The organism is Saccharopolyspora ipomoeae, from assembly GCF_029952525.1.
GTDB classification, from domain to species: domain Bacteria; phylum Actinomycetota; class Actinomycetes; order Mycobacteriales; family Pseudonocardiaceae; genus Saccharopolyspora; species Saccharopolyspora ipomoeae.
Window position 1 is genome coordinate 1 of the sequence record NZ_JASAOF010000025.1, and the last position, 13,048, is coordinate 13,048.

12 protein-coding genes are annotated in these 13,048 nt (G+C 71.3%); 3 read left to right on the forward strand and 9 right to left on the reverse strand.

The features are described from left to right. Nucleotides 1-159: 159 nt before the first annotated feature. The 7 genes from QFW96_RS26105 to QFW96_RS26135 form a co-directional block, all read right to left on the reverse strand. Nucleotides 160-1,671: an amino acid permease gene (locus QFW96_RS26105; protein ID WP_281458377.1), complete on the reverse strand. Its 1,512-nt coding sequence runs from the start codon at nucleotides 1,669-1,671 to the stop codon at nucleotides 160-162. A gap of 135 nt (nucleotides 1,672-1,806) precedes the next feature. Further along, nucleotides 1,807-2,730 carry a cation diffusion facilitator family transporter gene (locus tag QFW96_RS26110; RefSeq protein ID WP_281458378.1) on the reverse strand — a complete coding sequence of 308 codons (924 nt, stop codon included), beginning with the start codon at nucleotides 2,728-2,730 and terminating at the stop codon, nucleotides 1,807-1,809. A 100-nt stretch (nucleotides 2,731-2,830) separates the two neighbouring features. Next, on the reverse strand, nucleotides 2,831-4,084 hold the full coding sequence (manA, locus tag QFW96_RS26115; RefSeq protein ID WP_281458379.1) for a mannose-6-phosphate isomerase, class I: 1,254 nt from the start codon (nucleotides 4,082-4,084) through the stop codon (nucleotides 2,831-2,833). A gap of 109 nt (nucleotides 4,085-4,193) precedes the next feature. Further along, entirely contained in the window at nucleotides 4,194-5,273 is a 1,080-nt protein-coding gene (locus QFW96_RS26120) for an SIS domain-containing protein (protein WP_281458380.1), read from the reverse strand. Nucleotides 5,274-5,280: 7 nt separating this feature from the next. Next, complete coding sequence (locus QFW96_RS26125; RefSeq protein ID WP_281458381.1) at nucleotides 5,281-5,496, reverse strand: Trm112 family protein; 216 nt, start codon at nucleotides 5,494-5,496, stop codon at nucleotides 5,281-5,283. Between the two features lie 56 nt (nucleotides 5,497-5,552). Further along, on the reverse strand, nucleotides 5,553-6,902 hold the full coding sequence (locus QFW96_RS26130; protein ID WP_281458382.1) for a phosphomannomutase/phosphoglucomutase: 1,350 nt from the start codon (nucleotides 6,900-6,902) through the stop codon (nucleotides 5,553-5,555). Nucleotides 6,903-7,005: 103 nt separating this feature from the next. Then, nucleotides 7,006-7,365 carry a DUF3499 domain-containing protein gene (locus QFW96_RS26135; protein WP_093414646.1) on the reverse strand — a complete coding sequence of 120 codons (360 nt, stop codon included), beginning with the start codon at nucleotides 7,363-7,365 and terminating at the stop codon, nucleotides 7,006-7,008. A gap of 205 nt (nucleotides 7,366-7,570) precedes the next feature. On the opposite strand from QFW96_RS26135, the gene QFW96_RS26140 reads away from it, so the two are divergent. After that, the gene (locus QFW96_RS26140; RefSeq protein WP_281458383.1) at nucleotides 7,571-8,044 is read left to right on the forward strand and encodes a metallopeptidase family protein; all 474 of its coding nucleotides are present in this window, start codon (nucleotides 7,571-7,573) and stop codon (nucleotides 8,042-8,044) included. 117 nt (nucleotides 8,045-8,161) lie between these two features. On the opposite strand, the gene QFW96_RS26145 is transcribed toward QFW96_RS26140, so the two are convergent. Beyond that, complete coding sequence (locus tag QFW96_RS26145; protein ID WP_281458384.1) at nucleotides 8,162-10,198, reverse strand: hypothetical protein; 2,037 nt, start codon at nucleotides 10,196-10,198, stop codon at nucleotides 8,162-8,164. A gap of 194 nt (nucleotides 10,199-10,392) precedes the next feature. After that, the gene (locus QFW96_RS26150; protein ID WP_093414649.1) at nucleotides 10,393-10,620 is read right to left on the reverse strand and encodes a WhiB family transcriptional regulator; all 228 of its coding nucleotides are present in this window, start codon (nucleotides 10,618-10,620) and stop codon (nucleotides 10,393-10,395) included. 595 nt (nucleotides 10,621-11,215) lie between these two features. Between QFW96_RS26150 and QFW96_RS26155 the strand changes: the two genes are divergently transcribed. Next, the gene (locus QFW96_RS26155; RefSeq protein ID WP_281458385.1) at nucleotides 11,216-11,974 is read left to right on the forward strand and encodes a site-2 protease family protein; all 759 of its coding nucleotides are present in this window, start codon (nucleotides 11,216-11,218) and stop codon (nucleotides 11,972-11,974) included. A gap of 66 nt (nucleotides 11,975-12,040) precedes the next feature. After that, a complete protein-coding gene (gene cofD / locus QFW96_RS26160; protein ID WP_281458386.1) occupies nucleotides 12,041-13,030 on the forward strand; it encodes a 2-phospho-L-lactate transferase in 990 nt (329 codons plus the stop codon). Nucleotides 13,031-13,048: the final 18 nt, after the last annotated feature.

Consider the following 13,048-nt stretch of genomic DNA (forward strand, 5'->3'; position numbering starts at 1 on the left):
CAGTGGACAGTTTTAGCCATAATCACCCATGATCAATGTCCTTTTTGCCCGGACAATTATGGCTAAAACTGTCCACTGGTGACGCTCGGGCCCTCCGGGAGGACAACGAAAAGCGGCGCCGCCCCCGGGTGGGACGGCGCCGCTTCTGCGTGGTGCGGGCTAGCCGGTGACCTGGCCGCCGTTGGCGACGTCGCCCTGCTTGCCCAGGCGCGAGTGCGACCGGCCGTACAGGAAGTAGATCACCACACCGGCGATCATCCAGATCACGAACCGGATCCAGGTCAGCGCCGTCAGGTTCAGCATCAGCCACAGGCAGGCGATGATCGCCAGGATCGGCACCAGCGGGACCAGCGGGGCCTTGAAGCCGCGCGGCAGGTCCGGACGGGTCCGCCGCAGGACGATCACGCCCAGCGACACCAGCACGAACGCGAACAGCGTGCCGACGTTGACCATCTCCTCCAGCTTGTCCGCCGGGAAGAAGGCCGCGGCCAGCACGACCACGACGCCGACCAGGATGGTGGCGCGGGCCGGAGTGCCCTTGCTGGAGGTCTTGGCCAGGGCACCGGGCATCAGACCGTCACGCGACATCGCGAAGAGCACGCGGGTCTGGCCCAGCAGCAGCACCATGACCACCGTGGTCAGACCGGCCAGCGCACCGACCGAGATGATCGCCGCCGCCCAGGTCACGCCGTGGATCGCGAAGGCGGTGGCCAGCGTGGAGCGGGTGCCGTCCTCGGCGGTGGCCAGGTCGGTGTAGGGCACCATGCCGGTGACGACCAGCGCGACCGCGACGTAGAGCACGGTCACGATGACCAGGCTGCCGATGATGCCGCGCGGGGCGCTCTTCTGCGGGTTCTTGGTCTCCTCCGCGGTGGTCGCGACGATGTCGAACCCGATGAACGCGAAGAACACCAGCGAAGCGCCGGCCAGCAGGCCGAACAGGCCGTAGTTGCTGGTCTCGCCGCCGAGGATCAGCGACAGCAGCGACTGCTCGATCGCCGGGCTGTCCTCCGTCGCGGCCTGCGCCGGCGGGATGAACGGCGTGTAGTTCGCGGCGTTGATGTAGGCGAGGCCGACCACGATCACCAGCAGCACGACGGCGACCTTGATGATGGTGATGACCAGCGACACCCGGGCGGACAGCTTCGTGCCGACCGCCAGCAGCGTGGACAGCACGGCCACCAGCAGCAGTGCGCCCCAGTCGAACTGGAGCGCCCCGAACTCGAACACGGTGGGCACGTTCAGCCCGATGAGCGCGAGGACCTCCTGCAGGTACACCGACCAGCCCTTGGAGACGGCCGCCGCGGCGACCGCGAACTCCAGGATCAGGTCCCAGCCGATGATCCAGGCGATGAACTCGCCGAAGGTGGCGTAGGAGTACGTGTAGGCGCTGCCGGCGACCGGCACCGTCGAGGCGAACTCGGCGTAGCACAGCGCGGCGAGGCCGCAGGCGATCGCGGAGAGCACGAAGGCCAACGACACCGAGGGTCCGGAGACGTCACCCGCCGTACGTGCCGCGAGCGTGAAGATACCGGCACCGATGACGACTGATACGCCGAAGACGATCAGATCCCAGGTGCCCAGATTTTTGCGTAGTTTGGTGTCCGGCTCGTCGGTGTCGAGAATGGATTGCTCTACCGACTTGGTACGCCACAGCCCAGTGCCTGGCACTGTCGCCTCCTCCATCAAGTCCCAAGTGTCGTGGGTGCACGCACCCTAACTCGCCAATGTCGCACCGGGTAACGACCGACTAGTATTCGCCCTAGGTTTCGTTAACCCGTTGTGATGACAAGACGTTGTCTTGTGTCAGGCCGTGGTCATGCGGCCACGGTCGAGATCCGGTTCCAGGTAGATCAGGCGCGCTGCCGGAACCTTCGCTCGGATCCGCTGCTCTGCACCATCGATCTCGGCGGCGACATCCGCAACCGAGAGCGACGGGGCCAGGCCGATCTTCGCGGCGATCAGCAGCTCCTCCGGGCCCAGGTACTGGGTGCGGATGTGGATGACGCGCTCCACCCGCTCGGACTCGATCTGCCCGATGATGTCGTCGAGCACCTCGCGGCTCGCGCCCTCACCGATGAGCAGGCTCTTGGTCTCCACGATCAGCACCACCGCGATCACGCCCAGCAGCACACCGATGCAGACGGTGCCGATGCCGTCGAAGACCGGGTTGCCGGTGAGCACGGTCAGCCCGACGCCGCCGAGCGCGAGCACCAGGCCGATCAGCGCGCCGAAGTCCTCCAGCAGCACCACCGGCAGCTCCGGCGTCTTGGCCTGGCGGATGAACTGCCACCAGGTCAGCTTCCCCTTGATCTCGCGCGATTCCTTGATGGCGGTCCGGAAGCTGTAGGTCTCCAGGGCGATCGCGATGACCAGGATCAGCACCGCCACCCACGCCGACTGCAGCGGCTCGGGGTGCTCGATCTTGTGGATGCCCTCGTAGAGCGCGAACACCGAGCCCAGCGTGAACAGCATCAGCGCGACGACGAACGAGTAGAAGTACCGGTCGCGGCCGTAGCCGAAGGGATGTTCCTCGTTGGCCTTGCGCTGCGAGGTCTTCTGGCCGAGCAGCAGCAACCCCTGGTTGGAGGTGTCGGCCAGTGAGTGCACCGATTCCGCCAGCATCGACGACGAACCGGTGAACAGGAATCCGCCGAACTTGGCCACCGCGATTCCCGCGTTCGCGGCCAACGCGGCCAAGATGGCCTTGGTCCCGCCCCCTGCTGACACGATCTCCTCCAGGTCCTCCGGCTGCGATGACGGGAGGAATGTACCGGGTGCGCAGGGGAGGAATGGGACGACCGGGAAGATCGCCGACTTGAGATCGCTCTCAGAACGAGCCGGCGGCCGCCCGGAACACCTGGGCCTGCCCGTCGGGGTCCAGCTCGGCCGGGCGGACCTCGACCGCCGGGTCGCTGGCGGCCAGCCACACCGAGTGGCCGCGCTGCAGCACCAGTTCCCGCGGCAGCGACCCGTTCTCGCGGTGACCGCTGGTCAACCGGACGCTTCCCTTGGTGCACAGCAGGATCTGCGGGCCAGGCGAGTCCAGGTGGACGGTGCCGGACTCGGCGGGCGTCCAGTCCAGCCTGGACAGCTCGAACTCGGCGGCCGGGGTGCGGTAGGCGGTGAGGTTGGCGTCGAGCGACTCGCCCTTGAGAACCCGCATGTCGCCGCAGGCGAAGTCCAGCACCTTCAGCAGCTCCGGCACGTCCACGTGCTTCGGGGTCAGCCCGCAGCGCAGGATGTTGTCGGAGTTGGCGAGGATCTCGATGCCGGTGCCGTGCAGGTACGCGTGCAGGTTGCCCGCGGGGAGGAAGATCGCCTCGCCGGGCTGCAGCACCAGCCGGTTGAGCAGCAGGCTCGCCAGCACGCCCGCGTCGTGCGGGTAGGCCTCGCCCAGCTCCAGCACCGTGCGGCACTCCAGGGCGAACTCGCCGCGCTCCTTGACGTGCGCGATGCAGGCTTCCAGCAGCTCCGGCAGCACGTCGCGCAGGTAGTGCTCGGGCAGCGTGATCCAGGTCGTGAACAGCGCCCGCAGCCCGTCGGCGTCGGGCTGGGCGGCCAGCAGCTCGCGGTGGGCGCGCAGGCTCGGCACGTCCAGCGCGTCCAGCAACCGCACCGTGCGCTGCGCCTCGCGGAACCCGGCCAGGGCGTGGAACTCGGTGAGCGCGCAGATCAGCTCGGGCTTGGCGGTGGGGTCCGGGTAGTTGCGGTCGGCGGCGTTGCGCGCGATGCCCGAGCTCTCCTCGCGGGCGAAGCCCTCGGCGGCCTGCTCGGCGGAGGGGTGCGCCTGCAGGCTCAGCGGCTCGTCGGCGGCCAGCACCTTCATCAGGAACGGCAGCCTGCCGCCCCAGCGGCGCACGCACTCGTCGCCGAGGTGGTGGGCGGGTTCGGAGTCCAGCAGCGACAGCAGCGAAACCTCGTCCCCGCCGGGGCGCAGGACCCGCGACGGGTCGCCGGGGTGAGCGCCCATCCACAGCTCTGCTTCCGGGTGCGGTGTGGGGACGGGCCGACCGAGCAGATCCGCGATTGCGGTGCGCGAACCCCACGCGTAGGGGCGCACCGCGTTGCGCAGTAGCTCCACAGTCGTTCTCGCTTCCTCGTTCTCGCGCTTGCTCGTCCGGCCAGCACACCCCGTCCGCGCAGCGCGCGGTATCGGGGGCTTCCCGGATTTTCGGTGCCGGGCCCGCGCCTCAGCTCATGGCCAGTGCGGGCCAGCCCGGGCCGTTGAGCGTGCCCGCGGCCAGGCCCAGGTAGACGGCGGCCAGGTCGAAGCGGGCGGCCAGGACCGCGGCGCGCAGCAGCGGGTCGGCGCGCACCGAGTCGCCCGGCGCGACCACGTCGGCACCGGGCAGGTCCCGCAGAGCGGACCGTTCCCCCACCTCCCCCTGCTCGTCGTGACGCGTGCTGATCAGCAGGACCCGCAGCGCCGCCCCGGTCTCGTCGTCGGGGTCGGCGAAGATGTCCGCCTCGGACCCGACGGAGGCCGCGGCGCGGTGCAGCCCGCGCTGCGCGACGGCCTGCCGGTACTCGGCGACGTGGCCGGGGACGCCCGCGTGCGCGCCGAGCGCGAACGCGGCGTGTCCGGCCACGGCGGCGGCGACCGGGCCCAGGCCCCACAGCAGCGGGGTGTGCTCGGCCATCCGCAGCGCCAGCGATTTGGCGGGGTTGCTCAGCGACTCGTGGCCGGGGTGGGCGCGCTCGGCTTCCTTGTCGAGCTCGTCGGCGAGCTCCTCGACGTCGAAGTCCAGCAGGCCCAGGGCCCGGAAGGTGGTGATGCCTGCGGCGAAGACGTAGGCGAACGCGAGCGCGGGCGGCACCGGAACCCTCGGGACCAGGACCTTCGCCCGCCCGGCGCCGGCGGCGGCGACGGGGCCGTCGGAGGGCGCGGCGAGCACGACGCTGGCGCCCCGGCGGCAGGCGGTGGCCACGGACTCGGCGAGGGTGACGTCACCGACGTCGTCGGTGTGGGCGAACACGACGTCGAGCGCGCCGACCCAGGACGGCAGCTCGTCGGCGACCACGACCGGGACCGGGCAGCGCGGTCCGGTCAGCGCGACCAGCAGCCGCGCCACGCTCACCGCCACGCCGGGCCTGGTCAGCAGCACGACCGCGCGGGGGCGGTCGTCGGCCAGGTCGTCGAGGCCGATCTCGGCCGCGGTCTCGGCGGTGGCGCGCACCTGCGCGCCGGAGAGCGCGGCCAGCCTCAGCAGACCGCCGGAGTCGGTGTCGGCCAGCCTGGCCGGGTCGTCGAGGAGGGTGTCGTCCAGCACCGGCGCCTCACCTCTTCTCGGCGCCGCCGGGAGATCCGCCCCCGACGGCCTCGTCCAGCAGCAGCACGGGGATGCCGTCGCGCACCGGGTAGCCGCGGCCGCAGGAGGTGCAGGTCAGGTAGTCGGCCTGCGCGTCGTCGGCCAGGCCGGGTCGCAGCGACCCGTGCTGCTCGCACGGGCAGGCCAGGATCTCCAGCAACTGCGCTTCCAGGTCAACGGCCACGTCTTCCTCCCAAACTCGCGCGCTTCGGCGAGTGTCACTCGTGTCAGGACCGGCGGTCATCCGCGGATGACCGCGAGCACCTCGTCGCGCAGCGCGGTCATGGCCTCAGTGTCCCTCGCCTCGACGTTGAGCCGGAGCAGCGGTTCGGTGTTGGACGGGCGCAGGTTGAACCACGATCCGTCCGACAGCTCCACGGTAAGCCCGTCGAGCTCGTCGACAGAAGCGCCATTCCGGTCACCGAAGGTCTCGGCGACGGCCCGCATCCGGCCCTGCTGGTCGTCGACGGTGGAGTTGATCTCACCGCTGGCGGCGTAGCGGGAGTAGTCGGCCATGAGCTCGGACAGCGGCTTGTCCTGCTCGCCGAGGGCGGCCAGCACGTGCAGCGCGGCCAGCATCCCGGAGTCGGCGCGCCAGAAGTCGCGGAAGTAGTAGTGCGCGGAGTGCTCCCCGCCGAAGATCGCCCCGGTCTCGGCCATCGTCTGCTTGATGAACGAGTGACCGACGCGGGTGCGCACGGGCTTGCCGCCGAGCTCGGTGACGATCTCGGGCACGACCTTGGAGGTGATCAGGTTGTGGATGATCGTCCCGCCGGGTTCCTTGGCCAGCTCGCGGGAGGCGACCAGCGCGGTGATCGCGCTGGGGGTGACCGGCTCGGCGCGCTCGTCGACGACGAAGCAGCGGTCGGCGTCGCCGTCGAAGGCCAGGCCCGCGTCGGCGCCGACCTCGCGGACCTTGGCCTGCAGGTCGACGATGTTGGCCGGGTCCAGCGGGTTGGCCTCGTGGTTCGGGAACGAGCCGTCGAGCTCGAAGTACATCGGCACGAGTTCGACCGGCAGGTCGGCGAACACGGTGGGCACGGTGTGCCCGCCCATGCCGTTGCCCGCGTCGACGACGATCTTGAGCGGGCGGATGTCGCGCAGCTGGACCAGGTCGAGCAAGTAGGCCGAGTAGTCGGCGACCATGTCGCGCTCGGTGGTCGAGCCCTTCGCGCCGAGGAACTCGGGCACGCCGTGGGCGACGAGCTCCTGGATCTCCGACAGGCCGCTGTCCTGCCCGACCGGCGCGGCACCGGCGCGGCAGAGCTTGATGCCGTTGTACTTGGCGGGGTTGTGGCTGGCGGTGAACATCGCTCCCGGCAGCTCCAGCTTGCCGGAGGCGAAGTAGAGCATGTCGGTGCTGGCCAGCCCGATGTTGATGACGTCGACGCCCTGACCGGTGACGCCCTCGGCGAACGCCTGCGCCAGCCCCGGCGAGGAGTCGCGCATGTCGTGACCGATCACCACGGCCGGCCCACCGACCAGTCTGGTGAACGCCGCTCCGATCTCCCGCACCACGTCGGCGTCCAAACCGTCGCCGACCACCCCGCGGATGTCGTAAGCCTTGACGATCCCCGACAGGTCCCGCACGCTGCATCCTCCCCGTTCCCGACCAACGTGGTTGGCAGCCTACCGGCGATCGGCGGGTCGGTGGCAGCATCCGGTTTGACCAGAGCTGTTCGTCACGATCTGTTCACTCGTCGACCGGGTCGGGCAGCGCCCGCAGATGCCCTCGACGACCGGGCCCCGGAGCGCTGACCTGCGGCTCCACCGGCCTGTCCGGTCTGCCCGCTTCGCGCACCGCCTCGGCGAGCGCGGTCAGGTCGTCGTCCGACGGGGTCGGCGGCGCGAACTCGCCTTCGTGCCGGACGACCTCCCAGCCGTTGGGGACGGTCAGGCGCAGCGCGTGCGCCTCGCACAGGTCGTAGCTGTGCGGTTCGGCGTAGGTGGCGAGCGGGCCCACGACCGCGGTCGAGTCCGCATAGGCATAAGTGAGCGTGGCGACGGCCGGGTTGACACACCCGGTCCGCGAGCACCGCCTCACGCTCCGCACGACACGCACGATAGCGCCTCCTGTCCACCTCGCGGCGCAGGCACGCGGAATCTCTTTCACGAGCCACGCCGAACACCAGTTTCCACCCTGCCTCCAGCCGACTCGATCGGGTGTCCGCTTCCGGCGAACAGATGCACTCGATCACCACCTGAAATCCCCGCGGCGGCTGTCCCGGCCGGGCACGCCGAGGGCGTACCCTCAGCCCGTGGTGACCGCACGTGGATCTCGGCGTCGAACCCGCTTCCGGCGGGATCGGCGCGGTCGTGGCCTGCGCGGACCGCTGTACCCCTCGTCGGTCCCGGTCTCGCGCAGCCGCTCGCAACGCTTCGACGCGCTGGTGCTGGAGGCGCTGGAACCGATCGAGCAGCGCTGGCACGCCGAACTGACCCAGCTCGACGTCGCCGTCGACGAGGTGCCGGAGATCAGCGACACGGCTCCGGAGAAGGTGGCCTGGGACGACGACGTCGTGGTCGACGCCAACGTCCCGCTGGCCCGGCTCGTCCCGGCCGGGGTGGACAGGCGCGGCCTGCCCACCCGCGCGCGCATCGTGCTCTACCGCAGGCCGCTGGAGGCCCGCGCCCGCGACGGCACGGACATGGCAGACCTGCTCCACGACGTCCTCGTCGAGCAGGTCGCCACCTACCTCGGCCTGGACCCCGACGTCATCGAAGGCCAGTAAGAGCTGCTGAGCACTTGCTTTGCGTAGCGGTGCGGGTAGCGGAACCTGAGCGCCGGTGCCGGTTGCCGGGGTGGTGGAGGAGAAAGCACCTTCGGTGCTTACCTGACGGTCGGGGCCCTACCGAAGGCCGGTGAGCGCTCGGCGTCGGCGGCCCGGGATGGCGGCGATGATCGTGAACAGGACGACCGCGGCCTGCACCACCAGCAGCGTGGTGCGGGGCAGCTCGGTGTAGCCGACCTGGACCTCCGCGGCCTGCTCGGGCAGCGGCACCGCGACCTGGTGGCCCCAGGCGGTGGCCAGCGGGAGGCGCTTGCCGTTGACCGCGGCGTACCAGCCGGGCTCGTTCTCCGCGCCGAGCACCAGCGCGCGCCCGGTGCCGCCCTCGGAGATCCGCACGGTGAACGAGGGCAGCTGGGCGTCGACCGGCAGCGGGCGAGCCTCGGGCGCCGGGCCGGGTTCGGTCTGGGCCTGCCGGGCGAGGTCGGGGCCGACGAGCTTGACCGGCGTCGCCGGGATCAGCAGCCGCAGCTCGCGGGTGGGTCCGGTGAGCGCGCCGTCGTCGACGACCATGTCGTGGGCGAGCTCGGGCAGCCGCGAGTCGGCCGGGACGATCACGTGCTCGGCGCCCCTGGCCGCGACCGCGGCCAGCGCCCGGCGCACCCGCGCGCTGTCGTCGCTGAGCAGGTCCTCGTCGACCTGGCCCAGCCAGTCGGCGGCGGTGCCCGCCGGGGCGAGGTCGTCGTCGCCGAAGCGCGGGCCGTCGCCGGTGATCAGGCGGGCGGGTTGCGGTCCGGGCTCCAGCACCAGCCGGGTTCCGGTCTCGGGCGCGGCCTGGTGGATCCGCAGCGGGCCGGAGGCGGTGCCGATCGCCGAGCCCGCGCCCAGCACCAGCAGACCCGCGGCCAGCACCGGCGCGGTGATCTTCCAGCTCAACCGGGGGACCTCGGCGACCAGCACGATCCAGGCGCAGCCCGCGGCGACCAGCACCAGCGGTCCGCCGGTCCAGCCGGGGCTCGTGACGCCCCCGGTGAGCGGTTCGGCGGACACGGTGCCGACGACGATCGCCACCAGCCAGCCGAGCAGCGCGACGCCGATGCCGGCGAGCATCCGGACGTCGAAGCAGACCGCCAGCGCGAGGATCGCGGCCAGCACCAGCAGCGCGCCGAGGACCCCGGCGAGCGAGGCGTCCGGGCTGAGCACCGCCATCAGCACGGACGTGGGCCGCTCGACGACTCGGGCGCCGAGGCCGTGCACCAGGATCTCGGGGTTCCCGAGCACCACCGAGGGCCACGGCAGCAGGCACGCGACCGGCAGCAGGACGAGCGCGACCAGCCCGGCGGCCCGGCGGCGTCCGCGCAGCCCGTTGCCGGGGACGAGGACGTGGGCGAGCAGCGCGAGCGCGATCAGCGACAGGTGCACCAGCGGAGCGAAGGAGCCGAGGACGGCGAGACCGAGCGCGGTGAGGCAGGCGGTGCCGAGCCACTGACCGTCGGAGCGGCGGATGACCGCGGCGATCCCGGCCAGCAGCGGCGGGACGAGGACGTGCGCGACGACGACGTCGAGCCGCCCCTCGCCCGCGGAGATCGCGGCGGCGGGCAGCAGCGCGTAGGCGCCGGCGACCAGGGCGCGGCGCAGCGGTGTCGCCAGGGAGCGGGTGGCGAGGTAGGCGCTGAGCCCGGCGAGCGGGACGCCGAACAGCAGCAGCGCCGAGACCACCACCGACGGTCCACCCAGGACGGACCCGAGCAGCGCCAGCACGGCCAGCGACGGCGACGCGGGCGCCCCGGTCCCACCGCCGACGGCGTGCCAGGCGTTGAGGTAGTCACCCCAGGTGGTGGCCAGATCCGCAGTCGGCAGCAGCCGACCGCCGGCCAGCGCCCCACCGAGACGACCGGTGACGAGCGCGGTCACGAGCGCGAAAACGACCAGCACGGCGACCATCGCGGTCCCCGGTGAGCGCAGCGCGGCCGCGGCCCGCGAGCCGAGCGAGGCTGCGCGCGGTTCCGGCGCGTCCCCGGGTTCGGGTGTCGCGGACCCGGGCGGCGCGGACTCGCGTGGCGCCGGTGTCGGCTGACCGGCCCGACCGCTTCGCTGAAAGGCGTTGCGGTGCAGCGATTTCAAGCCCCGCAACCGCGACTTCGACGGCTCGTCCACCCGCGCTGGTCCTCCCGCTCGTCCGAACCCCTACGGCCCGAACGGTAATGCACGCGAGGGAACCGGCGGTGGGGGTGCGATGTCCTGATCCCTGTTCGGGACCGAGGACGCCGCGATGGCGCGCACCGGGAGCGGCGCCCGGAGTCAGCGGAGCGCTGAGGTTCCGCTGCTCGCACCGCCGCGCAAGAAATCCGTCAGACCGCGCGGCGCTTGAGCTTGCGGCGTTCGCGTTCCGAGAGCCCGCCCCAGATGCCGAAGCGCTCGTCGTGCTGCAGCGCGTATTCCAGGCATTCCGAACGGACTTCGCAGCCGGAGCAGATGCGCTTGGCCTCGCGCGTGGATCCGCCCTTCTCCGGGAAGAAGGCCTCCGGATCGGTTTGCGCGCACAGCGCGCGCTCCTGCCACTCCTGTTCCTCTTCCATCTCGAAGAGCTCGGCGAGCGCGTCGAACTCCGCGACCGTGGCGGTGGCGGTGGCATCCCCGCGCTCCACGAGACGGCTATCTCCTGATTCCCACATGACTCCCCCGATTTCTCCCCGTTATCCCACCGGCCCTCCCCAGGACCGGAACAGGACGCACTCCTGCTCGCAGGTTTCCGGTCCCGCCATCGGGACCGGACGCATCGACGGCGGTGCCGTCGCCGACCGCTCACCCCGTCGCCCTCTCACTGCCGACGAAGTGCCGGTCGACCTCGTGCCCGGCCGGGTTCTCCCGCACCCGACCGACCGCCGCCGCGACCACCTGCCGCAGCGAGGCGTTCGATTTCAGCAGCGAATGACACTGCTGTGATTACACCCGTGTAGCTCCTTGCGGTCAAGCCGAGACCATCCGTAGGGGGATATCCGGATCTTCGGATTCCCAGGTCCGGCAGCGCCAATCGGTCCAGCGCGTTCGGCACAGGTCCTGTGCTCCGTCCGGCGCATCGCGCTGCGCCAAGATCATTAATATCACCCGCCGACGATCAGCGCGCGCTGAATCCGATCAACACGCCAGCGGCGAGTCGTGGAGACTTGGGTCGTGACTACCTCCGCCGTGCGGGTCAGCCCGCTGTTCCTCGGCATCGTCGCGGTCACCGCTCTCGGCGGCGTGCTGACGACGCTCACCAACACCGCGGCCCTGACCGGTGGGATCATCCTGCTGGTCCTGGGCGGCTGGGCGGCGTCGCTGTGCCTGCACGAGTTCGGGCACGCGGCGACGGCCTACCGGGGCGGTGACTGGTCGGTGCGCTCGAAGGGCTACCTGACGCTGGACCCGCGCCGCTACACCGATCCAGTGCTGAGCATCATCCTGCCGCTGATCTTCGTGGCGATCGGCGGCATCCCGCTGCCCGGCGGCGCGGTGTGGATCAACCACGGGGCGCTGCGGGGACGTCGCGTGGAGTCGATGGTCTCGCTCGCGGGACCGCTGACGAACCTGGTGCTGGGGCTGGTCCTGACGACGGTCGTCGCGCTGGTCCCGATGCCGCTCGGGCTCACGGCGGGACTGTCGTACTTGGCGTTCCTGCAGGTGATCGCGTTCGTGCTGAACATCCTGCCGGTGCCCGGCCTCGACGGGTACGGCGCGATCGAGCCGTGGTTGTCCGCGCCCGCGCGCCGGTTCGGCGAGAGGGCCCGCCCGTGGGCGCCGCTGGTGCTGTTCGTGCTGCTGATCGGCGTGCCGATGGTGGGCCGGTGGTTCTTCGAGCTCGCCTACTTCGTGTTCGACCTGGTCGGCGGCGACTCGGCGATGACCTCGCTGGGCCAGAGCCTGTTCCGGAGCGTCTTCGGCGGCATCTGAGTCCGCTGACCGGGAGCGTCCGGGTTCACACCTGCCGCGTCGTGCGGGCGTGCGAGGATCGGTGGTGTGAAGGTCGTAGTTCTGGTCGGCGGCGTCGGTGGCGCCCGTTTCCTGCTCGGGGTCAAGAGAGCGCTCGGGCTGCCCGCGATCGGCGAGGCGGAGAGTTCCGAGCACGAGGTCACCGCGGTGGTCAACGTGGGCGACGACGTGTGGATGCACGGGTTGCGGGTCTGCCCGGACCTCGACACCTGCATGTACACGCTCGCCGACGGCATCGACACCGAGAAGGGCTGGGGCCGGGTCGACGAGACCTGGTCGGTCAAGGAGGAGCTCGCGGCCTACGGCGCCGAGCCGACCTGGTTCGGCCTGGGCGACCGCGACATCGCCACCCACCTGGTGCGGTCCCGGATGCTGCGGGCGGGTTACTCGCTGTCGGCGGTGACCGAGGCGCTGTGCGACCGCTGGCGGCCGGGGGTGCGGCTGCTGCCGGTGACCGACGACCGCGTCGAGACGCACGTGGCGATCGACGACCCGGAGTCCGGCGAGAGCCGCGCGGTGCACTTCCAGGAGTGGTGGGTGCGCTACCGCGCCGAGCCGAAGGCGCGCGCGATCGTGCCGGTCGGCGCCGACGAGGCGAAGCCGACCCCCGAGGTGCTGGACGCGATCGCGCAGGCCGACGTGGTGCTGCTGGCCCCGTCGAACCCGGTGGTGAGCATCGGAACGCTGCTGGCGGTGCCCGGTTTCCGCTCGGCGCTGCGGGAGACGGAGGCCGCCGTGGTCGGCTTGTCGCCGATCATCGGCGACAAGCCGCTGCGCGGGATGGCCGACGCGTGCCTGAGCGCGATCGGCGTGGAGACCTCCGCGGAGGCCGTCGGCCGCCACTACGGCGCGCGCGGCGACGCCGAGGGGATCCTCGACGGCTGGCTGGTGCACAGCGACGAGACCGCCGAGGTGCCCGGTGTGGAGGTGCGCTCGGTGCCGCTGCTGATGTCCGATGTGGACGCCACCGCGGCGATGGCGCGGGCGGCGTTCGACCTGGGCTCGGAGGCGTCATGAGCGGCACTCGGCTCGCCC

Excerpts from the sequence above, each read along its gene's own strand:
- QFW96_RS26150 (WP_093414649.1), bottom strand. The coding sequence starts at position 10,620 with ATGGAAGAGGAACAGGAGTGGCAGGAGCGCGCGCTGTGCGCGCAAACC.